This is a genomic window from Dyella sp. (genome assembly GCF_036384435.1).
GTDB lineage: Bacteria > Pseudomonadota > Gammaproteobacteria > Xanthomonadales > Rhodanobacteraceae > GSA-30.
The window spans coordinates 1-26,288 of record NZ_DASVMI010000158.1 but is presented as its reverse complement, the minus strand read 5'-3'; the positions used below and the strand labels follow the sequence as shown (position 1 = coordinate 26,288).

Here is a 26,288-nt window from a genome sequence, read left to right as displayed (position 1 = left end):
GGCGGTTTTTTTAGCAACTCTGCGCAGGGAGGGCGTCAGATGTATTTGCTATACCTCGATGACTCGGGTTCTCCGAGCGATAAGGATTCCGATTTTTTGTCTTCGCAGGAGTCGCCATTTTTGAGCGGCAGACTCACTGGCTCGACGCCTCGATGACGGAGATTGCCAAGCGGTTCAACCCCCTCGATCCGCAGAGCATAGAATTTCACGCGCAGCCCATGCGCAGCGGAACCGATGGATGGCACGCTTTTGAGCCTGCCGACCGCGTGCAGGCAACGGTGGACATTCTGGAGCTGCTGAGTGACACGCGCCTGAGGTTGAGGGTGTTTGCTGCCGTCATCGAGAAGTCTTTGGTTAAATCTGACTTGGTGTCTCACGCCTTTGAGCAGGTCGCCTGCGCCTTTGATGACATGCTTGCGTTGCGGTATCAGGTTCATGGCGAAAAGCAACGGGGCCTCGTCATTTTCGATGAGTCGGATCAAGAACGAGCGATCCAGGCCTTTTCCCACTCGCTCAAACACATTGGCCACGCGAAAGGGAAGCTCAGAAACTTCGCGGAAGTGCCGCTCTTCATCGATTCAAAAGCTTCGCGCATGATCCAGATGGCTGACATGGTGGCCTACTGGATTTATCGGAGATACCAAGCCAAGGACCCTCGTGGTTTCGACCTGATCTCGCCCTATTTCTTTCATTCAAACGGCGAGCAAATTGGGTTATATGAGCTTGTCTCGGAAGCCACGGCGGCGCAGTTGGCGGCTCCGCCGGAGCAAAAATATCCGTTCCCGACGGCTAGCGGATTGGGCGTCATCTTGCCGCCCGTCAAACCCCGCTTCCCTTGAGCTTTCATGCCCAGGCCAATTCCTCGCGCGTTTTCTGACGAGTTCCTGAGGAGCAACGGCATCCTTGATTTGGATCCGGAGACCTTGCTTCAACTCAGAAGCTGCGGTGTATTGCCGATCGAAGAGCGGAAGTCCCTTCGGTGGCTGACTTTGATGGATTACCTGTCTGCCGTGCGGGTGACATTGCAGGCTGAGCCTCGTGCCGGACTGGCCGATTCGCGGCAAAACGCCGCCACCATCTATGACGCGGACCCGCCTTCAAAGAACTAGATTCGGCCGCGCACATAGCATGCGACCTGCATGCAGGGCCTTGATCGGCAGGCCGGCATCCGCCTCACGCAGGAAGCCGATGATCTGTTCTTCGGAAAAGCGCTTCTTCACGGCCAATCTCCTTCAGTCGGCAAGCCGGTCTGTGACGCGCTGGTAGCGCCCCAGCCAACTAAGCTTCTCAAGCCGGGGGCCGCCGCAGTGATCTTGCCCTGGACCGCGTGAATCAAGGACGTCTAAGGTCCGCTCCCGACCCGTAGAGGATGCGCGGAGGGTGCCCATACCGATGGCGAGCACCCAATGCGTTCTGCCCTCAGACCGCCTTAAAGCCGCCATCGACGAAAAGCTCATCGCCGGCAATAAAGCTACTTTCGTCAGAGGCCAAAAAAAGGACGGCATCGGCCACTTCTTCTGGTTTACCAATTCGGCCAAATGGCGTCATTTGCTTCAGAGCTTCCTCTGCACCTTCGTTACGCTCGATGTATGCCTGCAATGCAGGAGTCATGATCACGCCGGGAGATACGACGTTTACCCGAATACCGCGATGCTTGAGATCTGTAGTCCAGGTCCGTGCGAGTGAGCGAATCGCCGCCTTCGTTGCGCTATAAATCGATAGGCCACCAAACCCCTTGCTGCCTGCGGCCGAGCTAGTAAGCACAATGGTGCTACCGTCACCCATGAGCGGTAGGGCCTTTTGTACTGTGAAGACCACGCCCTTCACGTTGGTGGTAAATAGCCTCTCAAAATGAGCTTCATCGATCTCACCGATGGTCGCGGACTCTGAAATCCCCGCATTAGCAAAAACGATGTCGATCTTGCCCCTCTCGTGACCTACGCGGGCAAATATGCGATCAAGGTCCTCTATGTTGCCGACGTCACCTTGAAGGCCAATGGCGCCATGGCCGATCTGCCTTTCAGCATTCTCCAGGGCCTCTTTCCGACGTCCAGTCACATACACACATGCCCCTTCGCTGGCGAACTGCTTGGCTGTGGACAAGCCTATGCCCTCGCTACCGCCGGTGATTACTACAGTCTTATCTAAGAAGCGCTTCATACTCGAATTCATTGGAATACTCGCAAAAGTGGAGTGTTGCTCCACTTATGATCCGGAGGTACTCTCCGTTTTGCAAGTGCCATTTCGAGACAATCCGTGAGCTACGACACCCCATTGCGAGCAGATGCTCAGCGGAATCGGGAGCGAATCCTTGAGGCGGCTGAGGCTGTTTTCCTTGAACGCGGCTCAAAGGCCACGCTTGACGACGTAGCAAAACGGGCCAATGTGGGTATAGGGACGCTCTATCGGCGATTTGCTACCCGAGACGATCTGTTAGCCGCTGCCTACAGTGCTCGCTTTTTGGCGTTCGCCGAAGACAGTCAAAGGAGAAGCCATGAGCTTGCGCCAGCAAGCGCATTGCGCGTTTACCTAGAGGAATTGGTAACTCACAGCAACATATATCGCGGACTTGCCTCTTCGCTCGGGACCATCCTAACGTCTGGTACGCCCGGATGTATGGCAACTGCCGATGAAGGCAAACGTTTACTCAGCCTTGCCCAGAAGCAAGGCTCGATTCGTAGCGATATCTTGTTTGAAGACTTGGTGTGCGTGGTTCAAGCGGTCTGCATGGCTGTGGTTGACGAAAACAATCCCAAGCGTCGGACTACTCACCTCATCGGGTTATTCATTGATGGGCTGGAAGCTAAGCGTTAGGGTAGCAACTTGTGTGGCGCTTCTCACCATTGACGATTGGCAAGCCTTGTTGAGGGCGCATGGCATGATGGCGAGCATGAGTGGGCGCGGCAACTGTCACGACAATACCGTAGCGGAAAGCCTCTTTAGTTTGCTGAAGAGCGAACGAATCCAGCGACGCATCTAGCCCAATCGCGCCGCCACTGCCTCGGATGCCTTCTACCGCATCGAGATGTTTTACAACCCAGTTTGACGAAATAATTTCGCCGGAGATCTTTCACCGGTAGAGTTCGAACGGAGCTACGCGCAAAGCGACTCTTGCGTATCTATAGAACTCTTGGCAATCCAATATAAAACTCCAAATACTCTGACCGGCGAAATGGCGCCCAGCAAGGGTTCGAACCTAGGTGGCTACAGCATGCTTTAACCTGTCCCGCGCCCATTGGTGAAAGGAGGTCTGTCCGATGATCCCTGATGTCGGCAGTGCAACATTGTCCATGCCTTCATTCTTGGCCCGGAACATATCGATCATGCCCTGAGCGAAGGGTTCTGCCATTCCATGGGCTACGAATTGTTTTTTCAGAGCGTCAAGCGCAGTTTGCTGGTAGTGCACTTCGGTCCCGAGCACCTCCGAAATAATCGCGGCGAGTTCATGATAGGAATAGTTTTCTGGGCCGACCACCGGAACATCCTCTTGGCCATCCCAGGAGCGATCTGTCAGAAATTGCACGGCTGCTTTGCCGACATCCATACTTGCGACGTGAGGCAAACGTTTATTCGGATCGATCGGGCCAAACATCTGCCCATTCCGGATCGCCTCGACCTGCTGAAGTGCATTGTCCATGAGAGCTGGCAGGGCGAGACCGCGAACGGCGGCGCCCGTGGCCCGCAGCAGATCGACCATGGCGATCGACTCGGTCACCATCCCGGCGCGATCCTGCCACGCTGTGCCGCGCCCCAGATTCGTCACCACCACCACATGGCGCACGCCGTGACGGGCGACTGCTGCAGCTGCTGGCCGGGTGAACTCCACGGTTGCCGCCGCTGGCGTAGCCACCGGCGTGGGCGGGCAGAGCCAGAATAGGGCATCGGCGCCGCACAAAGCGCGATCGATCGTCTCGGCGTCGCCGTGCGACCCGACAACGACCTCCGCTCGGTCAAGGACCGTGGAGGCCAGCTTAGCGGGATCGCGTGCTATCAGGCGTAGCGGTTCTTCGCTGTCGAGCAAGGATTGAACGACATGCTGACCGATATGGCCAGTAGGGGTGGTGACGACGATCATGCGCATCCTTCCAGTGGGGTTGCTCAAGAATAGACGGCGCACTGGGGACGGACCATAATTATGCGTGCATGATTTCTTCGTAATCGTATCGAACTGCCATGGACGTTCTTTCTGAAGTGCTAACCCTTCTGAAGCCGAGCAGTTTTGTCACCGCATGTCTAGATGCAGGCGGGAGCTGGTCGATCCGGTCTGAAAACCGGATCGGTGCGGTCAAATGTTATGCCATCGAAGAGGGTACGTGCTGGCTCAAGGTCGATGGTCTTGACGCCCCGACTCTTCTATCGGCGGGCGATTGCTTCGTGCTGCCCAATGGGCGCTCGTTTACGCTTGCAAGCGATCTGTCGCTCCCGCCCACCCCTGCCATTGATGTCCTGGGTTTGGCCAGTCCGGGTGGCATCGTCCGGCATAACGGCGGCGGAGATATCACGCTGATTGGCACCCGTTTCGAAGTTGACGCGCGCAGGGCTGCCATGTTGCTTGCGCCGCTTCCGCCTTTGATGCTGCTGCAGAACATTGAGGATCAGGCGATCCTGCGCTGGGCGATTACGCGGATCATGGCTGAGATGCGACTGAAGAGCGCCGGTGCGTCCCTGGCTGCACATCATCTTGCTCATTTGATGCTGCTCCAGGCGTTCCGCTTGCATCTGGTCCTTCATCGGTCGGAGGGTATGAGCTGGTTTTCTGGTCTGAACGATCTGCAAGTGGGACGAGCGATAGAGGCAATGCATGCAAAGCCCGCGCATCGCTGGACTCTCGATGAACTTGCGATTGAGGCAGGCCTGTCACGTTCGACCTTTGCAAGGCGTTTTCGGGAGACAGTAGGCAACACACCTTTTGCCTATCTCACCGCATGGCGAATGATGCTCGCGACCGAAATGCTGTTGGCGAGCCGGGAAACCTTGTCGAAGATCGCATATTCGATCGGATACGATTCAGAAAATTCCTTCAACACGGCGTTCAAGCGCGTGATGGGTTGTTCACCACGCCGTTATGCGAAGGATGATGTCCAGTAAGCTGGCTATCTGGCAACGTGGCCGTCACTGGCCAATGCAAGAGGATGGGCTCGCCCGAAGCAATTCGAGCGTGCGGCCTCCGCTTTCGTGGGTGTAACGTTGTCTAGCTGAGCTATGAGCGCCCCTCAAATTGCTTAGTCCGGCTGGCCGCTACAGGTCAACGATGACGGCCCATTCCACCTCGTCTGGAGCCCCGTGGTAACGCGCCGGGTAGCGGACGCGAGCCTGGTGCGTGCAGCGTCTACGTTGACACACGCCGTCTGCGGGCGCAGAACCCGGATGTGTGGACAAATTCAGTCGGCGGCCTCTTCGGGAATGAGCAAGGCCGCCAGGATGAGGTCGGCAACGCGCCGTTCTTCGCAACCAGGGTGAAGAAGATACCCACGCCTGCCGGCGGTGCGCCCTTTGTGGAGATAAAATCAGGCCACTCGACGCTGTCGAGCCGACGGTCTTCCCGGTGTTGACCCACCCACAGAAAACCATGCCATCGTAAAGTGGAGACCTCGCGGGGACCAATGATGTTGTCAATCGTTGGCCTTGGTCTTACAGAGGAGAGGGCGGCAGGCTTTGTCAACGATCTGGCGATCGGATGGGCCGAAGGTGCTCGCTCAGCTGTGAAGTGGTATGTGGAATTTTCCCCATTCGCTTTTACTCAATCGCTTCTTGAAAACGATTGATAATGGCTTTGCGAGATGGCTAAACACATGACAGCAGGAGAGCCCATTTGGCAATCTGAAGCTCGCGTCTCGGGCAGATAAGGACAGCTCGGTGCATCCGCTGCCCTTGGGTCAAGTCCGTCTTGAATTGAAAGTGGATAACCGAACTCGCGTCGCCATGAGCCTTGAGCCACGTGAACCCGCTATAGCTCCGCGATCCAGACGTCGCCATATGGCTACAGAACGCGGCAAGCTTTGAGCCTCGCTTACGCCAGGGGTGCTCGATGGATTATTTCAGCAAAACCCTGGTGGTTAGGGTGCTGAAAAATCCACGACCACGTCGTTCAGTGGAAGCTGCGTTCGTCGATGTTCGACGTGCGTGGGCTTCCAGGGATCTCCCTGCCCGAATAGTTGCGCTTCCGATTCGGGGCCGAGCAGGTCGAAATGATCGAATGCATAGGGTATGCCCTCCGAGCCTTCGAACGTCTGGGCATTGGATAGCTGGAAGTGCAGATGCGGCGCCGCTGAATTTCCGGATTGGCCCAGTTGTCCCAAGACCTCGCCACGATGCACACGGTCGCCCGGCTTGACCTTGATGCTTCCGCGCCGCAGGTGAGCGTAGCTAGCGTAGATGCCTGGCCGAAGTTCCAGCACGACGTAATTGCCAAACAAGCCGTTGGTTGTCAGCGATGATGGCTCCGGTTGCGGCTCCAGGGGATGGTGCTCCTGCTCGCCATCGCGCGCGCTACGTACCACGCCATCGGCCACGGCCAGGACATTCGTGCCGTAGCCGACCCAGTCGGTGTGCTTCGATTTCTGGATGTCTTTGACGCCTGATCGCATGGCATGGCCTGTTTCATCGATGCCTACCAGATCCAGGGCGTAACGTTGTGGGATGGTAAGTTGGCCATTGACGGCCACTAGGCTGCCCCAGTGATGGGATTGCGTCGCGCCCGGCCCCTCATGCGCAAGCCATCGGCCACCTTGCAAGGGGCGACTTATGATCATGGGTTGCTTCTGGCTGACCTGCACGTCGGCGCCATCGAGCGTTACGGTTTGTTGCTTGTCCGTGAGCAGATCCATCCTGTGATGCAGCGTGTGCGGCACGGCCGAGCCGCTTGGCAACGTAAGCCATAGGAAGACGATGGAGCGCTTTCCTGGCGCGATCGATATCGGCTCGTGTCCGGACGGGGCAGGGCGTATCACGTCGGCAAGCTGCTCTTCGTCCAAGGTCAGCGATGGCGTTTTCGCGTCATCGGCGAATATCTTCAGTCCCTGCGGTCTCAGTGGGCCGGTGTCGCCGTAGAAGTTGGTGATGTGCAACTCATACGCCAGATGCGTAAGGCCATCGCTGCCGACAAAGGCCATCGGTGCGAAAGGCACGCGCGCTTCGACCGGAGCGAGGGCCTGTTGCGAGCGAACGGGTGCAACACAACATGCAGCCAGCGTCACCGCAGCCAGAAGATGGCGCATCATCGACTTCCCCTCATGGTCCCTGTCTGGGCCCATAGTACGGGTTTCTGGAAGCGGTAACCCGAGCCGGTGCTGTCCTCAGGTTTCTCAAGCGTGGGACGCAACGAACGTAGTCGGCCATGGACTGGATTTCATGCGGACACAGCGTGGCACGCCAGTGGCCTTCGCCGATCAGGATCGTGCATGGTGCCGGCGCGGCTTATCGCTTTTCGGGTGGGAAGGCATGGTTGGTCCCTCCTTGGCGTTTCAGGAGAGTCCGAGAGACAGAAAACCCGCCATCCCGGGCGGGTTTCGGAGCGATGCTGTTCGCGCGCTGCCCCCTCATCCAGGGAATGGGGCTAATCATCTTCGCGACGGTTTGCGCGCGCGTCATGGCATCACGATAGTCTCGTGCCGGTTCGATGGCGCGTGCATTTGCCATCAGAATGGCCTAGTCGCTGCCGCGCGCCCGCAAGCCTTCCAGCAACAGGTCAAGCAGGCGCTGCAATTGTCCCTTGTCTTCGGATGTCCTGGTGGCCAGGACCATGGCGAGCATGCTTACCGTGACATCCTCGGCGGCGATATCGCTGCGTATGCTGCCGTCAGAGGTGCCTTTGTGCAGGATCTTGCAGATAGCTTCGGTGATGCGCGCGCGCGTCTCCGAGGCGGGAATGCTGCCCGATGCCCAGGCGCTGCGGAGCGCATCGAGCATGCCGCGCTTGGTGGCGACAAAGCGGGTGTAGCGCGCCATCCACAGCCGCAGCGCTTCGAAGCCTTCGTGTCTGGCGATCAAGGTGTCGGCCATGGCAGTGACGGCATCGAGCTCGGATCGATACACCGCCTCGACCAGGGCTTCGCGTGTCGGGAAATTGCGGTAGAGCGTTCCAATACCGACACCCGCTGCCCGCGCGATATTTTCCAGTGATTCACTGTCGTTTCCCGCGGCAAAGCTGTCGCGAGCGGCTTCTATCAGTCGCTCGCGATTGCGCGCGGCATCTGCGCGTTGGGGCACGGGTTTTGACAAGCGGAGGTTCCTCCGGTTAAGGTGGCCACAAAGCGGAGGCTCCTCCGCTTCTTCAAACATACCATGGGAGTCCTCGCATGTCCCTTCGTCCCTCGAACCAGGCGCCGGGTGGTAGCTACCCCTTGGCGGGCCAGTCGGTGGCGCGCATCGGTTTCGGCGCGATGCAGCTGGACCGGCTTCGCTCCAATCCGCTTGATGCCGTGGCCTTGCTGCGACGCGGTTTCGAGCTTGGCGTGAACCATGTCGACACCGCCGAGTTCTATGGCAACGGTTTCGCCAACGCAGCCATACGCGAGGCCATGCATGGCATGGACGGTATCGTCGTGGTCAGCAAGGTGGGAGCTGATCCAGACCCCCACGGGCCGATTCCATTAAGGCTTGCACAGCGCCCTGAGCAGCTGCGCCAATCGGTGGAGGCCAATCTGCGGAGCCTTGGCCTGGAGCAGATACCCGTGGTTAACCTGCGTCGGACCGATGTCGGGCCTGGCGTGCGTGCCGAGGGCGATCAGGTCATTCCGATCGAAGACCAGCTCGATGCGATGATCGCCATGCGCAAGGAAGGCAAGATTGGCGCGTTCGGTGTGAGTGCGGTGAACCTGGACAGCCTGCGCAAGGCACAGCCTGCAGGCGTGGCATGCGTACAGAATGCTTACAGCCTGGTGTCCCGTGAGTTCGAGGCGATGCTGGAATACTGTGTGGCGCAGGCGATTGCATGGGTGCCGTTTTTCCCGCTAGGCGGGGCATTCGCAAGAATGCCCAAGGTGGTCGATCAAGCCGAGGTGGTCTCGATCGCCAAGGCGCTGTCGGTAACGCCGGCGCAGGTTGGTCTGGCGTGGCTGCTGGCCCGGTCGCCGAACATGATGCTGATTGCAGGCACGGCGAGTGTGGCGCACCTGGAGGAAAACATGGCGGTGGATTCGGTGGTGCTCGACGATGCGATGATGCATCGTCTGGATGCGATGGAAGTGCCCCACACCGAACACGATCTGCGTTGAATTCGCTCCGGGCGGTCAGGCCCTGACCACCTGGATGCCCAACGCCGAGAGGCCGTGCGTGGCCGCCTTTGGCGCATCGGCGTCCACGATCACGGTATGCGCCATAGTGGCTTCCCCGATGACGTAATGGGATGCCGCGTTCAACTTTTCGTTGGATGCCAGCACCACGGTTTCGGCGGCCCGAGCGGCGAGCGCGCGTTTGATGTGCGCTTCTTCGTGATCGCCCGTGCTGAGGCCGCCGGTGGGGTGGATGCCGGTGACGCCCATGAAGAACACATCGGCACGAATATGCGCCATCGCCTCGATGGCCGAAGCGCCAACGGCCACCATGGAGTGCTTGAACAGTCGTCCGCCGATCATCACGACGTCGATGTTGTCATGGTGCATCAACTCGACCGCGACACTCGGGCTGTGCGTGATCACCGTGGCCTTGAGCGTGGCGGGCAGGTGCCGGGCCATCGCCACGCAGGTGGTGCCGCCATCGAGAATGACGACCTGCCCGGGCTGGATCAGGCTGGCGGCCTTGCGTGCAATGGCGGATTTGGCATCCGCGCTGATCGCTTGCCTGTGAGCGTAATCGGCTGTGGCTGGGGAGGAGGGCAGGGCGCCGCCATGCACGCGTTGCAGCAGCCCCTCGGCCGCCAGCTCTCGCAGGTCACGCCGGACTGTGTCTTCCGATACACCGAATGCGTCGCTCATGGCTTTGGCGACGACCTGCCCGTCGCGCTTGAGCACTTGGAGGATCTGTTGCTTTCTCTGGCTGGTGAGCATGGCTATGCATGAAATTCATTGACATTGCACGAAATTGCACGATACCGTGCCGGCCCGTCCTTGTCCACCCGGAGCTGTTGCGATGAACGATGTCGCCGAACGCGTCCGCATCATCGAGACGCAGGTGTTGTCCGATCACTGGTATGTGCTGAAGAACACGATTTTCGACTTTCGTCGCTCCGATGGTTCATGGCAGCGCCAGCAGCGCGAAACCTATGACCGTGGCGACGGCGCCGTACTGCTGCTCTACCGCATTGCCACGCGTACCGTGGTGCTGACGCGTCAGTTTCGCTTTCCGGCGTTCGTGAACGGTCATCACGGCATGCTGATCGAGGCGCCGGCCGGCCTGTTGGAGAAAGCCGCGCCAGAGCAGCGCATCCGAGCCGAGGTCGAAGAAGAAACCGGCTATCGCCTCGGCCGCATCGACAAGGTATTCGAGGCGTTCATGAGTCCGGGTTCGGTGACCGAACGCCTGTTCTTCTTTGTCGCCGAATACGATGACGGTGATCGTGTCAGCGATGGCGGTGGCCTTGAATCGGAAGGTGAAGACATCGAAGTGTTCGAGGTCGATTTTGACGAGGCCATGGCGATGGTGGCACGTGGTGACATCGCGGACGGCAAGACCATCATGCTGTTGCAACATGCGGCATTACACGTATTTGGACCACCCGCGACGATTCGGGCCTGACAGGATGCGTGTCGATCGTGCGCAAAAAAGATATCTCGTATGCCTGCAAGGAAGGTCAGTGTGTAACGACATAGGAATAGTTTGAAAAATGAGTTGTCACTCTTGATACGCGTGAAGAATCGACGCATGCTGGTCGTGCCGCCGATGAACGGTGGCCGGGTGTGGAAACCCGCTTTTGTGTTGGCGCTTAAAAGCGCCGTAACGTTTACGGCGTTTGTCTGTAAGCGTTACGGCGCCCATATGCCATAAGATAGCTTTATGGCGGACGTGTCGGGAGGGCTTATGTCCTACCGGTGTGCCAACACAAACCGGCTTTCCACCCTGACACGTCCGCCTCTCCTTGAGGCGGACTTCGCGGGAGCCGCCATGTCCATCCTGATTTCTTCTCCTCATCTTTCCTTGTCTTACGCAACGCCCACCAACGTGATTGAGCACGCGCTGCATCACGCCAGATTGGGCGCCAAGGTGTGCGCGCATTGTCCAGGGCAGCCACCGATCGGGCCGATCGAACTGGATCTGGCGCTGGACTCACGTCTGGTCAATGCGCTGGGGTTGATCGAGGCGGCGCGTCGAAGCGATCAGAGCCAGATCGTGCTGCAACGAACCATCCAGGCGTTGCGTTGCCTGGTCGAGGATGCAATGCATTTGCGCATCGTGCGACTTGAGCATGGGGATGATGGGGCGGTGAATCATTGAGGGTTGGTGGTGGGATTTAGCGCTGCGATGGCTCGCTCGCCCCGATTGGAGGTTTTGCCCTCAGTCGCAGGGTATGGCCGATAGCCTTGCCACGTAGCAGCCAATTCATTCGCAAGAAGCGATCACTCGCGCCTTCAAGGCCGTCATATCCGCGACAAACCAGCACGTCGTGCCGCTATTGGCCTCGCGTACGAAGTCACACAGCGCGCGGCTTTGTGCCAGTGCGGTTTCGATGTCGCCTACGATGGCGATGCCCATGCGATAGTTGACGAATTTCTGAATGATGTTGCCCGCCAATCCACTGCGCAATGTCAGGAAATTCTGGCCCAGGCGCGAAGCGGGAACGGCCACCCAGTCCGCCTGCTGTCCCATGGCATCTGCCAGGACATCCAGCCAGTTCGATTCGCTCGACAAGGTATCGCCGTGCGGCTCCAGTGCCCAGACTCGTGTCACCTGCCACTCAATCAACATGGGGGTGCTCCGTAGCGCCAAGGAACTGGAAGATCGTTTCGCGTTGATCGGGGATGTAGTGATACGCATCCTCGATGAATTTCACCTGCGCACGGGGCATCGTGCGTTGAATGCGTAACGCGGTATGGCGTGAGTCGAGCATGGCGTCACGACCTCCTACGATCACCAACGTTGAAGCGCGCACGCTGTGTAACTGCGCGTCGGTGAACCGGGGAATCTTGCGCGGGCGCGGACGTACACGTGCACGAATGTTTTCCAGCAGGTTCATCAGCGGCTGCGCGTGTGCCGGTATGGGACGGGGCGGTCCCATCACCATCGCACGGACATGCGCCGCGCCGCGCTTGCCCAGCAGCAGCCAGGGCAACGCCTTCAGCAGGAAAGGTTTCTGCCTGCCGATACCCGATGGACAAAGCAGGGCAAGCCGGGTGATGCGTCCGGGACGCTGGATGGCGTAATCCAGCGCCATGCGGGCGCCCAGTGAGATGCCGACCATAGATGTGTTGGCTATCTGCAATCCATCCAATACATCGTCCAGCCATTGCGCATGGGCATCGCCGATCAACGGCAGCGACGTGGGCGTGCTCAACCCGGGTTCGCCGGGCAGGTCGATGGCATGAACGCGATACCGCTGCGCCCAGTGCGACGCGTCGAACATCCAACTGGCCGCAAGCGTCAGTGCGCCGTGCAGCAACACCACCGGCTCTGCATGCTCGGGCCCGCAGGAGACGACGAAGGTCTCGCCGGCCCGGGTGGCGATCCGCTGTTGTGTTGCCGGTACCGGCCAGCGCGCCAGGACATTGCGGTACTCCTGCTCCAGGCCTGCGGCGACGATGCGTGGCTGGGTGCTCACGACAAGCCTTCCAGGTAGACGTCCAGGCTGCGAAGCACGTCGGCCGTGAGGCCAGGGGGCGCAATGACCACCAGCTTCAACAGTGCGTTCGTCGTGTCGTAGGCGGTGCTCAGCTGAATGGCGTCGGCGTGATTGCCCGACAACAGGCTCGCTTGCATGGCCGTGGTGATCCGGTTGGCATCGCTGTCCGAAAGATGGCTGATATCGACGATGCTGGTGACGCGGGCGCGTGGCGTGGGCAATGGGCTGGCGCCCACGAAGGCATCCAGGTCCGATTGCAGGATGCGATAGGCCTTGCCGATGCGCGTGCCGCGCAGGCGACCTTCGTGGATCAGGCGCAGCACGGTCTTGGGATGTAATTGCAGGCGTTTGGCAGCGCGCTCGACGGTCCAGGAGGCTTCGGTCATGACTTGGGGTGATGTCTTTATTGTTACCTATTGTACAAATTAAAGGTAACAATGTGGAGTCATTGCCCGGCGTCCCGTCGCCATGCTTATCGGGCGCCAGCGGCAGGGGAGGGGGAACACCCGTGTTATTGCCGCGGTTGCTGGCGATCGTGGTGATATCGCGGGGCATGTCTTGTCGCCCGTGGACGTTTCCGCGCCAGTCGGGGATGCGTTAACACGTCAAGCACCCGCTATCTATGATTCGAGGAATCGAAATGCCTGGACTCGTTTTTCCCAGCTTGCCGTTTTCGCCGCGAGAAGTTGATCCCGATTTTGCCGATCAGTACGCGGCATTCAAGGCGGCCGGTCATACGGTTTATCTGATCGACACGGATAACTTGCAGGGTGCCAAGACGTTTCCTGTGCTGGCCGATGATGGCGAGCCGTTGATCTATCGCGGATGGATGCTGGCCGAAGAAGAGTACACGCAGTTGCAGCGCGCGCTAGGTGGGCGATTGGTCACGACGCTCGATGCCTATCTGTCGTCGCATCATCTGCCACGCTGGTATCCGGCACTCGTCGGGCTGACGTTGCCGGCGACCTGGGTAGAAGAGCCGGCTGCCATTGAGCATTTGCGTGAGCTACAAGCTGGTGGAATGCAGCGTGTCTTCGTCAAGGATTACGTCAAATCCGTAAAGACGGGGCAGGGTAGTGGCGTGTCCTGCGAGGAGGATCTCCGGCGTGTGCTCGACGACATCCGTACGTACAAGGGTTTCATAGAAGGTGGCGTGGTATTTCGACCATGGACCGAGCTTGATGAGAGCCGCGAGATTCGTTTTTTCGTATACGGTGGCACGGTTCATGCGCCGCATTCTGGCATTCCAGAGCAAGCGATTAAGCTTGCACGTCAAGCCGCGCTGCGTCATGACGCCAGCTTCTATACGATCGACGTGATGCCAGAGGCATTGGGAAGCTATAAGGTGGTGGAAATCGGCGATGGCCAGGTGTCCGAACCACGTGGCTGGGACTTGGATCGGTTCGCTGCCATTTTTGCTTCGTGAGGGTGACATTATCAGGCGCTTGACGCCTTCATCCACGCATGTTGCGGTTCACTGCGTCATAAACTCCATCCGCGATCAAATCGCAGATGGCATCGCCACCAGAATCGTTATCGCCAGATGTCGCCATGATGCACACGTCCACTTACTACTACGAACCTGCGGCGGGCCATGGCCTGGCGCATGATCCTTTCAACGCGATCGTCGGGCCACGCCCGATCGGCTGGGTCTCGACGGTGGATGGCCAGGGGCATCCAAACCTGGCGCCTTACAGTTTCTTCAACGCCTTCAACTATGCCCCGCCGATCATTGGTTTCGCGTCCAATGGCTGGAAGGATTCGGTGGCCAATATCCAGGAGACGGGCGAGTTTGTCTGGAACCTTGCCACCGAGGCCTTGGCGCAACAGATGAACCTGACGTCCGCACTGTTGCCTCGTGAGGACGACGAGTTTGCGTTCAGTGGCCTGACACCGGCGCAGAGCCGGAAGATCGGCGCGCCACGTGTGCTCGAAAGCCCGGTGAATTTCGAATGCCGACTGAGCCAGTTGATCCAGCTGCAAGGCGCCGATGGTCAAACCGTACCAAGCTGGCTGGTGCTGGGCGAAGTGGTGGCGGTGCACATCGATCGCGCATTGATTGACGACGGCGTCTACAACGCCCAGGCCGCGCGTCCGATCCTGCGTTGGGGCGGGCGAGGCGACTATATACGCATCGCGCCAGAGAACATCTTCGAGATGATCCGCCCAGGCTGAGCGCCGGGGCGGATGCCGGCTGCGATCAGGCGGCCGCTTCGGTGGACGGCTCGCCCGCCATGCGCCGCAGCACCTTGCGATCGACCTTCCCAACGTGGCTGGTGGGCAAGCTAGCGACCACGACGATGCGCGCGGGCACGTACACGCGGGAGAGCCCGGTCAGGACATGTTCGCGCAATGCCTCGATATGCAGTTCTTCGCCGCTACGCGGCACGACGAAGGCGACCGGCACCTCGCCGAGGTCGGCATCGGCAACGCCGACCACGCAGCATTCCTTGACGCTGGGGTGCTTGGCGAGCTGGTTCTCGATCAGGCCTGGCGAGAGATTCTCGCCGCCACGGATGATGACGTCCTTGATGCGGCCGGTGATGGTGACGTAGCCCTCGGCGTCGAAACGGCCAAGGTCGCCGGTGCGCAGCCAACCATCGACGATCGGCGATTCCACATCCGCGCCGACATAGCCTTGCATCAGCGCCGGGCCGCGAATGCGGATCTCGCCATCCTGCCCGGCGGCAACGCGTTCATCGCCGCCAGGCTGGAACAGGGCCAGTTCCTGCCCTTCGAGGACGGTGCCGATGCTGCCAACCTTGCGTGCGTGCGGCGGATTCATGGTCGTTGTGCAGGTGGCTTCGGAAAGGCCATACGACACCACCAGGGGTACGCCGAACGCCGCTTCGATGGCTTCGTGCAGCGCCGGTGTGATGGGGGCCGATCCACAGCGCAGGAAGCGCAGCGATTCGAAACGCTCGCCGGCTTCCAGCTTGGGCAGCATGCGCGAGTACATGGTGGGCACGCCGGTCACGTAGGTTGGCCGATAGCGGCGCAGGCAGTCGACGATGTCGTCGGCGCGAAAGCGCTCGACCAACGCAACCTGGGCGCCGGCCAGCAGCGGTACGATCAACTGGTTATTGATGCCGTTGGTGTGATGCAGCGGCATGATGTGCAACAGGCGGTCGGCCTCGGTCACGCCCGTATGCGCAAGCACGCCTTGGGCGTTGGCCAGCAGGTTGCCGTGCGAGAGCACCACCCCCTTGGGGCGGCCGGTGCTGCCGGAGGTATAGAGCAACAGGGCGCGATCTGTAGCTTGCAGCGCAGGCAGCGTGACCGCTTGCGTGCTGTCGAGGCTGGTCAGTGCGACCGTGCTGGCGCCCACCAGGGCAAGCGCATCTTCTATCGCTTGCGACCACTCGCCATCAGCGCAGGCCAGCAGTGTCATGCCGACTGCGCTCATGCGGCTGGCAAGCTCCGAGGGAGAGATGCGTGCTTCCATGATCGTCGGGCAGAGACCGGCGACCATGGCGCCAAACAACGCGGCAACGCAGTCGAGGGTCTTGGGTGAAGCAATGCCGACGAACGCCCCTTGCGGCAAGCCCGTGTTGGCGAACCCTGCCGCGTAGCGATCCACGCGCTGGGCGAAGTGCGCATAGTCGATCGATGCGTCACCCTCGAGGAAAGCGACACGTCCGGCCAATGCATGGTGCTGCAAGGCCACGCGAAGTGTGGCTGTCAGCGATGAGGGGTCTTGACTCATGCGGCTGCCTCCGGGCGTAGGCGAATAGCCGCATCGCGCTCGAACGTACCGGCAGGATCGAGCGACCGCAGCGCCTGACTTTCCTGTTCGGTGGGTAGCGCACAGGCGCTGGCGCCCTGCGCATCGAACGCGAACGCGGTGCGGGCGCGCACTTCATCGAGCGAACTTTCCGGGTGCCACGATTGCAGGGCCAGCCTGCCGTCGCGCTTGATGAACACCGCAATCGGCGTCACCACGCCATGCATGCCGCCGGCGGCGGTGAGGAAGTCGAGTTTTTCTACCATCGTGCGGCGTGAATGCTCAGTGCGCCACGTTACCGCGCGCCGCGCCGTCGGCAGCATGACGGCACCGCCGCCGCCGCCGGGCAGGCGCACTTTGGGCTTGTGCCAGTCGCCGATGCTGGACACATTGGTCTGGCCCAGGCCGTCGACCTGGGCGGCACCGAGGAAACACAGGTCCATGCGTCCACGCGTGCACAGGTCGTAGAAATCCTCGTTGGCGAAGATCGAGCGCGAGCCTTCGGCCAGTACCGGATCGGAACTGGAGATCGGAATCGACGATGGCTTCGGGTCCACACCCCCTGCCACGTTGATATAGGTGAACGGAAAATCGTAAGCACGCTTGGCCAGCAGGCAGGCGAGCATGGGCAGCGTGGAATTGACGCCGCTGAAGGTGATCTCTTCCGGCCGGATGAACCGGGCCAGGTTGGTCACGATGAAGGAAAAGGGCGACCAGGACTCACGCATGGGTGGTCTCCTTGGCTTCCGGCGCTTGGGCCAGGTGGGCGGCGAGCACGTCGTCGCCTTCGGGCAGGTAGGCTTCGACGGCGGGATAATCGACTTCGTAATGCGGCCAGCATGATCCCGGCCAAGCACCCTGCGGCACGACGGCGATCGCCTCGACCAGGAAATGCGGAACCAGCGTCAGCTCCGGTTGACGGCTGAACGACTCGCTCGATGCCACCCGTTCGGCGATCACCAGTACGCGCCTGGCTGCGCGGGTCATGATGCGATCCCAGTGGGAGGTACCGAACACGCGTACGTCGCCTTCCGGGCTTACCTCGTTGGCATGGATGACCGCGAAATCCGGGGTGATGCGCGGGATCACATAGGTTTCTTCGTCGCTGCCGTAAGGGTCGGGCAGCTTCTTCCAGCCATTGAGCTCGGGGAGCGCGGAACCGTGCAATCCGCCACAGGGCTGGAACGGCACGCCAAAGGCCGAGGCGCGCAGGCCCGCGGTGAGGCTGGCGCAGGCGTGTTCTTCCAGCACGATCTGTTGCTGTTCGACGGCGCGGCGATAGTACGGTGCCAGGCCGAAATTGCCCTCCATCGCAACGATGCCGGCACGCGTGCTCGCCACGCAACCGGCGCGGCAGAGAATGTCGATGTCGTAGCCCGGGGACTGCTTGATGATTTCCAGCTCGCGCTTGCGTTGGCGTATCAGTTCGCGCACGAACGCGAAGGGACCACGATGCAGGAAGCTGCCGCCCAGGGCGAGCGAGCTGCCGTCATTGACCAGGCGGGTCAATGCATCCAGGGAAATGATTTTTGAATCGGTCACATTACTGCTCCGGTTATTTGCCCAGCGCCTCGCGGTAGGCGCGCAGGCGGCCGGAAAGGCCGGGGCGGGCCGCCGAGGCGACGAGTTCGGCCATGTCGGCCGCGCGGGTGTCGCTGTGCGTCACGCGGAACAGCCGCGTGGTGGCATCGGCACCCAGGCCGTGCATGGCACGCAGCGCACGCTCGCGCTCGGACGGCCATGCGTCGGTCGATGCGAGAGCGGTGACGAAGCCTCGTGCGTGCGCTTCGGGCGCATCGAAGGTCACGCCTTCATGCAGCACCTGGCGCGCCCAGCTTTCGCCGACCAGTCCGGCAAAGCGACGACTGCCCAGCACCAGGCCAAAGCCCAGTCCGGGCATGCGGAAGCTGGCTTCGGCCGCGGCCACGCGGCGATTGCATACGGCGAATAAATCCACGCCTGCGCCAAAGTTGCGACCCTGGGCGAACGCCAACGTGTCGTAGGACGCGTGGTAGACGCGTTGCAGAAGCTGTTCGATACGTACGAAGCGCAGCACGAGGTCGCCTTCGCTTTGCGATTCGTAGCCACCGAAATCGAAGCCGGCGGAGAAGTTCTTGCCCTCGCCGCGGAACACGACCAGTCGTGTGCCGTCGACGTCGGCCCGGTCCAGCTCCGCATGCAGGGCCTCGATGAGATCGGCCGATAGCGCATTCATCTTGGCCGGACGATTGAGCGTCATATCCAGCACGCCATCCGCACGCTGGATGATCAGTTCATCCATGGCTGGCCTCCATCGGGGCACACGCCTGGCCGAAGATTTCCGCGTTGTGCTCGCCCAGGGCTGGCGGCCGGCGGTAGACGGGGAAGCCTTGGCCGGAGAAGCGCAGCGGTGAAACGAACGTGCGCGTGGTGGCCCCGCAAGGCAGTTCCAGCGGTTGCACCCATTGCATGTATTGCACCTGCTCGTCGGCCAGGGCCTGGGAGTAGGTATTGATGGGGGCGCAAGGCACGCCTGCCTTGCGGAACATGGCCAGGACCTGGGCAACCGAAAGCGACGAAAATGCAGTCTCGAAGATATCTTTCAGCTCGGCCTGATGCTGCGCCCGCAAAGAGGTCGATCCGAAGCGTTCGAGGTCGGCGAGGTCTTCGCGCGCGATCGCTGCGGCGGCCGATCGGAACAAGGCGTTGTTGCCGGCCGCCATGGCGACATAGCCGTCGGCAACCTTGAACGCCTGGTATGGCGCGTTGCGCGGATGGGCCGAGCCGAGCTTTTCCGGATCAATGCCGCTGCCGAAGTACTGACTGGTCTGTAGCGCGCCTACGGCGAGCGAGGCGCCAAACATCGACGCGTCGATATGCATGCCGTGGCCGTTGACGGTAACCTCGCGCAATCCACTGGTGATGGCGAAGGCCGCATACAGGCCGGTCGCGAAGTCCGAGAGCGGTACACCGCATTTCACTGGTGCGCCATCGGCTTCGCCGGTGACGCTCATGACGCCGGCCATCGCCTGCACGGTAAGGTCGAAGCCGGCTTCACGCGCACGCGGCCCTTCCTGCCCGAACGCTGAAATGGAGCAATACACCAGCTTGGGGTTGAGCGCCGAGAGTGTGGCGAAATCCAACCCCAGGCGCGCCATCACGCCAGGACGATTGTTCTCGACTACGACATCGGCACCGGCTGCCAGTTCGCGCGCGCGCGCGTTGTCGGCAGGGTCTTTCAGATCCAGGGTCACCGATCGCTTGTTGCGATTGACCGAGGCGAAGTTCTCGCTATAACCGTGGTTGATCGGCGGCCAGTGACGCATGCTGTCGCCTCCCTCGGGATGCTCGACCTTGATCACATCGGCGCCCATGTCAGCCAGCAACATCGCGCAGAACGGACCTGCCGCCACGCTACAGAATTCAACGACTCGAATGCCTTTCAGGGGCTGCACTGCTTGATACTCCTGTAAAAATGGTATGCGGTCAGGCCGCGGCCGGCGGATAGCTGGACCGGGCATAGCCAAGCGCACGTGACAGGCCGAGTGCGGCCTCCATCACCAGCTGGCTGTATTTGCGAATGCTTGCCGGGCGCAGGCGTTCCAGCGGACCGGAAATGCCAATGGCCGCGATCGGTGCGCCTGTGACGTCGAACACGATGGCGGCGATGCCGCCCACGCCTTCGCGCCATTCGCCGCGATTGACGGCAAAACCCTGGCGGCGAATGCGCCCAAGCTCATCGAGCAGGGCATCGCGCGTGGCCAACGAGCGGCCGGTGGGCGCCGTCAGGCGTTCGGGCAGTTGCTGCAACACGGCATCACGTTGCCAGGCCAGCAAGGCCTTGCCGGAAGCCACGCAATGCGCTGGTGCTCGGCCGCCGATGGTGGAATACGCGCGTACCGGTTGTGGCGATTCGATCTTGTTGAGGTAGATGACATCCAAGCCGTCGAGGATCGACAAATGGATGGTTTCCTTGGTCAGGCGCGCCAGTTGCTGCATGAACGGATCGGCCGATTGCCGCACGTCAATGCGCGCCACGATGCCGCTGGCCATTTCGAACAACTTGAGCGTGCACTCATAAGTACCCGCCACGCTGCCGGGACGAACGTACCCGGCGGTGGCAAGGGTCTGCAGGGTGCGATGCACGTTGCTCTTGGTGAGTGCCAGTTCGCGCGCCAGTTCACTGACGCCGCGCGGCCCGCTCGAACGGGCAACGGCTTCGAGCACGTTGAGGCCTTTCAAAAGCGTGGTATCCATCGTTCCAATATCCAAAACGCTGTTCTAAATAACACTAGACCCGGCTGCGAATCGCCGTCAAGCGATGTTGCGATGCGTCAAAAAAGCTTTATGTATCAACGTCATACATGTTGATACGGGGCGAAATTTCTTGTTGACGTGCTCGCGAACGATCTGCTTGTATGTTTTGAATATCGGTATGGCGTTTCATTATATGGAACACGCGCAGACCGTGGCATTCTGCAAACGTCCTCGGGGGATTACGGCATGAGCACAGTGCAGCAACGAGGTGGTACGAAGTTTGGTCGGGTCTTCAAGGTAGTCAGCGGCAACTTCCTTGAGATGTTCGACTTCATGGTCTACGGCTTCTATGCGTCGGCCATCGCGCATGCGATTTTTCCCAACGCCAGCGGCTACGTGTCGCTGATGATGTCGTTGATGACCTTTGGCGTGGGTTTCCTGATGCGCCCGATCGGCGCGCTCGTGCTTGGCGCCTATATTGATCGTCACGGTCGCCGCAAGGGCTTGATCGTGAGCCTGGCACTGATGTCGGTGGGTGTTCTGATCATCGCCTTGACGCCGACCTATCAGCGCATCGGGATGGCAGCGCCCCTGCTGGTATTGGTGGGACGGTTGTTGCAGGGCTTTTCCGCCGGCGCCGAATCCGGTGGTGTGTCGGTGTATCTGGCCGAGATTGCCCCACCGGGCAAGCGCGGCCTGTATGTGGCCTGGCAGTCGGCAAGCCAGCAGGTCGCCGTGATCTTCGCCGCGGTGCTGGGCGTGGTGTTGCGCCTGGTTCTGTCAGAAGAGCAGATCATGGATTGGGGCTGGCGCATTCCCTTCATCGTGGGATCGCTGATCGTGCCGGTGTTGTTCTATATCCGCCGCACCCTGCAGGAGACCGAATCGTTCCAGAAGCGCGTTACCGGGCATGCCCCAAGCTTGCGCGACATCTACGTCGGGCTGCTGACCCACTGGCGGCTGGTGCTCAATGCGGTGTTGCTGGTAACGCTCACCAGCGTGATGTTCTACCTGATCACAGCCTATACACCCACCTATGGCAAGGAAGTGCTCAAGCTCACCGCACGCGATGCCTTCGTGGTAACGGTATGCGTGGGCATCTCCAACTTCATCTTCGTGCCGGTCATGGGTGCGGTATCCGATCGCTTCGGTCGTGTGCGTACGCTCATCGTATTCGCTGTGCTGGTGGCGCTGACGGCTTATCCGGCTATGGCATGGCTGGTGGCCGAGCCTTCGTTCGAGCGCATGTTGATGGTATTGCTGTGGCTGTCGTTCCTCTATGGCGGCTACCAGGGCGTCATGGTGGTGAGCCTTACCGAAATGATGCCGGCCCATGTGCGTGCTTCGGGCTTCTCCATCGCCTATAGCCTGGCGCAGGCGATCTTCGGGGGCTTCACGCCAGCGGTCAGCACCTGGTTGATCCACACCACGGGCGACAAGGCGATGCCGGGTGCGTGGTTGGCCCTCTCAGCGATTATCAGCTGTCTGGGGGTATGGATGCTGCACGGGACCAAGGCGCCCGTGAGCAAAGGTCATCGGGATGGGGCGGGGTTGAAGGCGCCCAATACCAACCACACTGCGCGACTGGTGCACTGATGAGTACACGTCATTGGATAGTGGCTGCGCTGGCATGCGTGGCCGGGGCGGCTCATGCCGACGATTTCTTCCGCGACGGCACATTCGACGGCGAATTGCGCCTCTATCGTTTCGACCGCAACTACGAGGCGCCGACCACGCATGACTCGCGCGCCAATTCGCTGGCCGGGCTGTTCACGCTCAAAAGCGGACATGTCGGCGGCTTCGGAGTCGGTGTCACGGCGTTTTCCGCGCAGTCGTTCGGCACGCAATCGCGGGACACGACCCGTATCGATTCGACGTTGATGGGGCCGAACAATTCGATCAGTGGCTTCAGCCAGGCCTATGTGGAATATGCCAATCCATGGGTGACGGTGCGGGCCGGTGATCAGTACCTGGCCACGCCGTGGATGGGACAATCCGATTCGCGGGTGATTCCTGCCTCGTATCAGGCCGGCATGGTGGACTTCAAACCGGCAAAGGGCTGGGACATCTACGCCATTCGCGAACTGCGCTGGAAAAGCCGCACGTCTGATGGTTACAACGACGACAACGTGTATTACCCATCGAAGTATCACGGCGATCGCATGTATGGCAACAATGGCTCGCTGCCTTTGAATGCCCATGAAGCGGACGGTACAACCGCCATTGGCAGTACCTATGTCGCCAACGGGCTGAAGGCGCAGGCATGGTTCTACGACTTCGAGCACTTCGCACGCATGGGTTATGTGGATGGCATGTACACCTTTCACACCGATTCGGCGATCAAGCCATTCCTGGGCGTGCAGGCGCTACGTCAGACCAGTGGCAGCGACAACGTGCTGGTGCAGACGCGCACCAAGATCACCGGGGTCGCAGGCCATCGCATTGATGCCAATGCCTGGGGCGTTGATGCGGGTGTCACCATCGGCAAGGGCAAATACGATGTGTCGTATAACAAGCTCGATAGCGCGGCGGGGGCCGTGGGTGATGGCGCGATCATCTCGCCATACACCAACACGTATGCCACCGATCCGCTGTATACGACATCCATGCTCCGCGGCTTGGTGGAGCAGGGGCCAGGACACGCCTGGAAGGCCAGGGCAAGTTACAGCTTCTTCAACGACACCCTGCAGCTGACGGCGTCGTATGCGCATTATGAAACCGACCTGCGCGGCGCAAGCCACGATGTGTATGTCGATGTGGTCTATAAGCTTGACTACATCCTCAAGGGGCTGCAGTTGCGTGATCGTTGGGAACGTACCGTCGGCGGCCGCAACAATCTCAACCCAGGCAACCAGCCATGGGTCAACAATCGCCTGATGATTGCGTACAAGTTCTGAGGTGGTCTGGCAGGTGGCCCGGTTTGAGCGGCTCCCCGTCAGACGGATGGACTCAAGTGGCCGCGATCGAAGCCCGCGGCCAGCGAAATGCATAGCCGGTGATCAGCAGCGAGATCACGATTTCGATAACGCCAAGTAGCTGGTAGAAATGCCACGATCCGGGCATCGATACGGCCATGACCATCGCGTAAAGCACGCCCAGGAGCATGTTCACCCAGCGATTCCACGTGGCCGGCAGCGATACGCACAGGAAGATCATCACGGCCGGTATGGCCAGCAGGACCGTGGTGCCCAGCAAGATGTTCTGCGTCACCGGACCCAGCGGTCCCATATTGCCGGCGAGCATGTCCTGTAGATTGCCAGGGCGGAACAGGTCGAAATAGTCGCCGTAGATGTAGCAGAACATCAGGCTGGTCCAGAGTGCGGCCAGCTTGAGGCGGATCGGGACAGGAGCGTCGTGAAGCGGGGTGGCCATGTGGAGTTCCTCGTTGAATCGATCAGGCGACTGCGGCCTGGCGTACCGGGCGCCGCACGCCGACCAGCAATAGCCACAAGCCCGTGCCGATCTCGCCGATGGCGGCCGGCGTGGTCATGTAGTCCGACAACGCGGTATCGCCATAATGCGGTGCGAGCAGGGTGCAGAAGACATCGGCGACGTAGCTGGCTCCGCCCAGGGTCAACAAAAAGCCGAGTATGCGCGGCAAGGCTCGGCTGGCATGGGCCAGGTAACCCAATGGCATCAACCACAAGCCCCAGAACAGGCTGGCCATCAACAACGCATGGGTATAGGCATCCAGCGCCTGTTGGGCGAGTTGATCGGCTTGTGGCAGCGGATTTCCACCGGCCTGCGCGTCGATCAATGGCAGTAGATCCAGGCGATGCGCCAGCGCGATCAAGGCCAGGGGAACGCCGGTCACGGCCAATACGACCATCACCACCGCCGCACGCTGTCCGGCAGCTCGTAACAACTGGAACAACACCAGCGGCAAGAGCAGGAAGGCGACTTGCTCAATCACGAACGAGGCAAGGCCCCAGCGAAACAGCCCCGGCGCGGCGGCCATGCGCGCCAAGGTGACATGGATATCGCCATGACCACTGAGCTGGGCGGGAACGTAGCCAAGACTGAACAAGCCGGTAATGATCGTCACCACATAGAGCGCGCCCGCCGTTCGACCGAGCCGTTGTTCGCTGACCATCCGATCCTTGCCCCCAAGATGCGATGCCTCGCCGATGAATGCACTGGCGCATTCTCCTTTCCGTGGGCGAAGTAGGCCAAACTCCCGGGCCAGGACGCGTGTGCCATTCGGCATGCGCCGCGCCATGGTGGCCGGACTGTTCAGGGCGCCGGGAAACCGTGGCAGTCGATCCATTGGATGCCGGCATCGCGGGTCTGCGCCATGATCCAGGGCACTGCGACCTGCGCCTTGGGATGAATATCGTGGAACAGGACGATGCCGTGGCGCCACAGCAGCATCAACGCCAGTACTCGTTGTTTCACCTGGTCGGCATCAACCTTGCTGTTCCAATCCTGTGAATCGATGTTCCACAGCGTGACGCGTATATCGTGCGCGTCGAAGAAGCTGCCGCTGTCGGGTAGCCGCTGGCCATAAGGCGGGCGGAACAAGGGCGTGAAACTGTCGGGAAGCGAGTCGCGGACTTGCGCGACGCTACGCGTGACCGAATCGCGCCATTGCGGCCAGGTGCTGTGCGGCTTGTGTTCCCAGCCATGCGAACCTACGCACATGCCGGCATAGTCGTTCGCGGTGGCAACCTGTGTACGCTGATGCAGGCGCGCCTGCAAATTGCCACCGAGCGTGAAGAAGATGGCATTCATGTGCAGGGCACGCAGCATCGCCAAGGTCTGGTCGGTATCGCCACCCGCACGCGTGGGACCGTCGTCGAAGGTCAGCAGGAAATGGCGATCGGGCAGTTCGTTGCCACTGATTTCGCGCAGCGAGAAGGTATCTACTTCACTGCTGGTGCGTGGGAACAGCGCGGCCAGGCGCAGCAATTCATCAAGATAGGTGCGATGAAACGACTGCGCGTCGGTGAACCAGGCCTGGTAGCGGGGAGCCGGTGGTGAGTCGAGAGCCGCTGCCACCTTGCGCAACGCATCGGCATCGGCTGCCGGGGTGCAGAAATCCTCTCCCGCCCGGCAATGGGCGGTTGCCATCGCGTAGTTGGAAGCCAGGCGTTGCCAGAACTTGGTGCGGATGGCGTCGAGGGGTCGGTGGTCGACGTGCTTGATTTTTAGCGTGGTCGCCAGTTGTTTGTCGCTTAGTAGTTCGCTGGCGGCCAGTTCGCGAGCGAAGACCAGGATGTGCGCGCGCGACGCGCGATCAAAAGCCTCCGTCGAATTGACCGACTCGGGCCACAGGTCGCTTTGTGGCGCAGCCACCCGGCTCGGGCCCGCCGCATGGGTGGGCAAGGATGCCAGCACCAGCAGCCCGATCAGAAAGATTTTTTTGTACATGGACAATCCTGGTCGATGAGCAGGCCGGGTAGGCAAGGCCTTAAATGCGCGCCACGGCCTCGTAACAAGCCGGCGTGGCCATCTCGCGGCAGGCAGCACGATAGTTCGTCGAGGCTTGGATTTTCCAGTTCGCCTCATCAAGCCACGGATCCCCATGAACGCCATCTCGTGCGTTGGTGGCGGCCATAAACCAGCAATGGACTCCTTTGGCCGTGCCGATGGTGGTTGCCGTTGAAACCAATGCGC

Annotated in this window: 28 protein-coding genes and 2 pseudogenes; 11 read left to right on the top strand and 19 right to left on the bottom strand. The window is 60.6% G+C overall.

The window, feature by feature from the left end; all coding sequences use genetic code 11:
• Positions 1–101: 101 nt before the first annotated feature.
• A pseudogene (locus VF436_RS15770) lies at positions 102–839 on the top strand (DUF3800 domain-containing protein); the annotation flags it as partial.
• Between the two features lie 258 nt (positions 840–1,097).
• Here the strand turns inward: VF436_RS15770 and VF436_RS15765 are convergent.
• Both VF436_RS15765 and VF436_RS15760 read right to left on the bottom strand, forming a co-directional pair.
• Entirely contained in the window at positions 1,098–1,220 is a 123-nt protein-coding gene (locus tag VF436_RS15765; RefSeq protein WP_414649875.1) for a hypothetical protein, read from the bottom strand.
• A 199-nt stretch (positions 1,221–1,419) separates the two neighbouring features.
• On the bottom strand, positions 1,420–2,160 hold the full coding sequence (locus VF436_RS15760) for a glucose 1-dehydrogenase (protein WP_330904981.1): 741 nt from the start codon (positions 2,158–2,160) through the stop codon (positions 1,420–1,422).
• Positions 2,161–2,256: 96 nt separating this feature from the next.
• Between VF436_RS15760 and VF436_RS15755 the strand changes: the two genes are divergently transcribed.
• Both VF436_RS15755 and VF436_RS15750 read left to right on the top strand, forming a co-directional pair.
• The gene (locus VF436_RS15755; RefSeq protein WP_330904980.1) at positions 2,257–2,814 is read left to right on the top strand and encodes a helix-turn-helix domain-containing protein; all 558 of its coding nucleotides are present in this window, start codon (positions 2,257–2,259) and stop codon (positions 2,812–2,814) included.
• A 25-nt stretch (positions 2,815–2,839) separates the two neighbouring features.
• Positions 2,840–3,112: pseudogene (locus VF436_RS15750) on the top strand (IS3 family transposase); the annotation flags it as partial.
• A gap of 84 nt (positions 3,113–3,196) precedes the next feature.
• Here the strand turns inward: VF436_RS15750 and VF436_RS15745 are convergent.
• The gene (locus tag VF436_RS15745; RefSeq protein ID WP_330904979.1) at positions 3,197–4,075 is read right to left on the bottom strand and encodes an NAD(P)H-binding protein; all 879 of its coding nucleotides are present in this window, start codon (positions 4,073–4,075) and stop codon (positions 3,197–3,199) included.
• A 98-nt stretch (positions 4,076–4,173) separates the two neighbouring features.
• Here VF436_RS15745 and VF436_RS15740 point away from each other — a divergent pair, with 98 nt between their 5' ends.
• Positions 4,174–5,088, top strand: coding sequence for an AraC family transcriptional regulator (locus VF436_RS15740; RefSeq protein ID WP_330904978.1), 915 nt, complete (start codon positions 4,174–4,176; stop codon positions 5,086–5,088).
• Between the two features lie 968 nt (positions 5,089–6,056).
• Here VF436_RS15740 and VF436_RS15735 read toward each other — a convergent pair.
• Together VF436_RS15735 and VF436_RS15730 are read right to left on the bottom strand one after the other, a co-directional pair.
• Positions 6,057–7,220 (bottom strand): M23 family metallopeptidase, encoded by a 1,164-nt coding sequence (locus VF436_RS15735; protein WP_330904977.1) that lies wholly within the window; start codon positions 7,218–7,220, stop codon positions 6,057–6,059.
• 427 nt (positions 7,221–7,647) lie between these two features.
• Positions 7,648–8,220, bottom strand: a complete 573-nt coding sequence (locus VF436_RS15730; RefSeq protein WP_330904976.1) for a TetR/AcrR family transcriptional regulator — start codon at positions 8,218–8,220, stop codon at positions 7,648–7,650.
• 77 nt (positions 8,221–8,297) lie between these two features.
• Here VF436_RS15730 and VF436_RS15725 point away from each other — a divergent pair, with 77 nt between their 5' ends.
• Complete coding sequence (locus VF436_RS15725; protein ID WP_330904975.1) at positions 8,298–9,215, top strand: aldo/keto reductase; 918 nt, start codon at positions 8,298–8,300, stop codon at positions 9,213–9,215.
• Positions 9,216–9,230: 15 nt separating this feature from the next.
• Here the strand turns inward: VF436_RS15725 and VF436_RS15720 are convergent, their stop codons facing one another.
• Positions 9,231–9,986: a DeoR/GlpR family DNA-binding transcription regulator gene (locus tag VF436_RS15720; protein WP_330904974.1), complete on the bottom strand. Its 756-nt coding sequence runs from the start codon at positions 9,984–9,986 to the stop codon at positions 9,231–9,233.
• Positions 9,987–10,068: 82 nt separating this feature from the next.
• Between VF436_RS15720 and VF436_RS15715 the strand changes: the two genes are divergently transcribed.
• Positions 10,069–10,674: an NUDIX domain-containing protein gene (locus VF436_RS15715; protein ID WP_330904973.1), complete on the top strand. Its 606-nt coding sequence runs from the start codon at positions 10,069–10,071 to the stop codon at positions 10,672–10,674.
• 366 nt (positions 10,675–11,040) lie between these two features.
• Positions 11,041–11,370, top strand: a complete 330-nt coding sequence (locus tag VF436_RS15710; RefSeq protein WP_330904972.1) for a hypothetical protein — start codon at positions 11,041–11,043, stop codon at positions 11,368–11,370.
• Positions 11,371–11,475: 105 nt separating this feature from the next.
• Here the strand turns inward: VF436_RS15710 and VF436_RS15705 are convergent, their stop codons facing one another.
• From VF436_RS15705 to VF436_RS15695, 3 genes are read right to left on the bottom strand one after another with little or no spacing between them, the layout of a single operon-like run.
• Positions 11,476–11,841, bottom strand: coding sequence for a DUF4180 domain-containing protein (locus VF436_RS15705; RefSeq protein ID WP_330904971.1), 366 nt, complete (start codon positions 11,839–11,841; stop codon positions 11,476–11,478).
• Positions 11,831–12,691, bottom strand: a complete 861-nt coding sequence (locus VF436_RS15700) for an alpha/beta fold hydrolase (protein ID WP_330904970.1) — start codon at positions 12,689–12,691, stop codon at positions 11,831–11,833. The genes VF436_RS15705 and VF436_RS15700 overlap by 11 nt, the downstream gene beginning before the upstream one ends.
• On the bottom strand, positions 12,688–13,098 hold the full coding sequence (locus tag VF436_RS15695) for a helix-turn-helix domain-containing protein (protein ID WP_330904969.1): 411 nt from the start codon (positions 13,096–13,098) through the stop codon (positions 12,688–12,690). The genes VF436_RS15700 and VF436_RS15695 overlap by 4 nt, the downstream gene beginning before the upstream one ends.
• A gap of 254 nt (positions 13,099–13,352) precedes the next feature.
• Between VF436_RS15695 and VF436_RS15690 the strand changes: the two genes are divergently transcribed.
• Together VF436_RS15690 and VF436_RS15685 are read left to right on the top strand one after the other, a co-directional pair.
• Positions 13,353–14,138: an ATP-grasp domain-containing protein gene (locus VF436_RS15690; RefSeq protein WP_330904968.1), complete on the top strand. Its 786-nt coding sequence runs from the start codon at positions 13,353–13,355 to the stop codon at positions 14,136–14,138.
• Between the two features lie 128 nt (positions 14,139–14,266).
• Positions 14,267–14,887: a flavin reductase family protein gene (locus VF436_RS15685; protein WP_330905078.1), complete on the top strand. Its 621-nt coding sequence runs from the start codon at positions 14,267–14,269 to the stop codon at positions 14,885–14,887.
• 25 nt (positions 14,888–14,912) lie between these two features.
• Here VF436_RS15685 and VF436_RS15680 read toward each other — a convergent pair whose 3' ends face one another.
• From VF436_RS15680 to VF436_RS15655, 6 genes are read right to left on the bottom strand one after another with little or no spacing between them, the layout of a single operon-like run.
• Positions 14,913–16,418, bottom strand: coding sequence for a class I adenylate-forming enzyme family protein (locus VF436_RS15680; protein ID WP_330904967.1), 1,506 nt, complete (start codon positions 16,416–16,418; stop codon positions 14,913–14,915).
• Entirely contained in the window at positions 16,415–17,164 is a 750-nt protein-coding gene (locus tag VF436_RS15675) for a CoA-transferase subunit beta (protein ID WP_330904966.1), read from the bottom strand. Before VF436_RS15675 ends, VF436_RS15680 begins: the two co-directional genes overlap by 4 nt.
• Positions 17,157–17,978: a CoA transferase subunit A gene (locus VF436_RS15670; protein ID WP_330904965.1), complete on the bottom strand. Its 822-nt coding sequence runs from the start codon at positions 17,976–17,978 to the stop codon at positions 17,157–17,159. The genes VF436_RS15675 and VF436_RS15670 overlap by 8 nt, the downstream gene beginning before the upstream one ends.
• 13 nt (positions 17,979–17,991) lie before the next feature.
• The gene (locus tag VF436_RS15665; protein ID WP_330904964.1) at positions 17,992–18,717 is read right to left on the bottom strand and encodes an enoyl-CoA hydratase/isomerase family protein; all 726 of its coding nucleotides are present in this window, start codon (positions 18,715–18,717) and stop codon (positions 17,992–17,994) included.
• A complete protein-coding gene (locus tag VF436_RS15660; RefSeq protein ID WP_330904963.1) occupies positions 18,710–19,870 on the bottom strand; it encodes a CoA transferase in 1,161 nt (386 codons plus the stop codon). Before VF436_RS15660 ends, VF436_RS15665 begins: the two co-directional genes overlap by 8 nt.
• Before the next feature lie 31 nt (positions 19,871–19,901).
• Positions 19,902–20,672, bottom strand: a complete 771-nt coding sequence (locus tag VF436_RS15655; protein WP_330904962.1) for an IclR family transcriptional regulator — start codon at positions 20,670–20,672, stop codon at positions 19,902–19,904.
• Between the two features lie 246 nt (positions 20,673–20,918).
• On the opposite strand from VF436_RS15655, the gene VF436_RS15650 reads away from it, so the two are divergent.
• Positions 20,919–22,268 (top strand): MFS transporter, encoded by a 1,350-nt coding sequence (locus VF436_RS15650; protein WP_330904961.1) that lies wholly within the window; start codon positions 20,919–20,921, stop codon positions 22,266–22,268.
• Positions 22,268–23,569, top strand: coding sequence for a porin (locus VF436_RS15645; protein WP_330904960.1), 1,302 nt, complete (start codon positions 22,268–22,270; stop codon positions 23,567–23,569). The genes VF436_RS15650 and VF436_RS15645 overlap by 1 nt, the downstream gene beginning before the upstream one ends.
• A gap of 52 nt (positions 23,570–23,621) precedes the next feature.
• Here the strand turns inward: VF436_RS15645 and VF436_RS15640 are convergent, their stop codons facing one another.
• The 4 genes from VF436_RS15640 to VF436_RS15625 all read right to left on the bottom strand — a co-directional run.
• On the bottom strand, positions 23,622–24,044 hold the full coding sequence (locus VF436_RS15640) for a DUF6326 family protein (RefSeq protein WP_330904959.1): 423 nt from the start codon (positions 24,042–24,044) through the stop codon (positions 23,622–23,624).
• 22 nt (positions 24,045–24,066) lie between these two features.
• The gene (locus VF436_RS15635) at positions 24,067–24,765 is read right to left on the bottom strand and encodes a DUF4386 domain-containing protein (protein ID WP_330904958.1); all 699 of its coding nucleotides are present in this window, start codon (positions 24,763–24,765) and stop codon (positions 24,067–24,069) included.
• 140 nt (positions 24,766–24,905) lie between these two features.
• Positions 24,906–26,042 (bottom strand): polysaccharide deacetylase family protein, encoded by a 1,137-nt coding sequence (locus VF436_RS15630; RefSeq protein ID WP_330904957.1) that lies wholly within the window; start codon positions 26,040–26,042, stop codon positions 24,906–24,908.
• A gap of 40 nt (positions 26,043–26,082) precedes the next feature.
• On the bottom strand, positions 26,083–26,288 hold a 206-nt coding region (locus tag VF436_RS15625), incomplete at its 5' end, for a hypothetical protein (protein WP_330904956.1).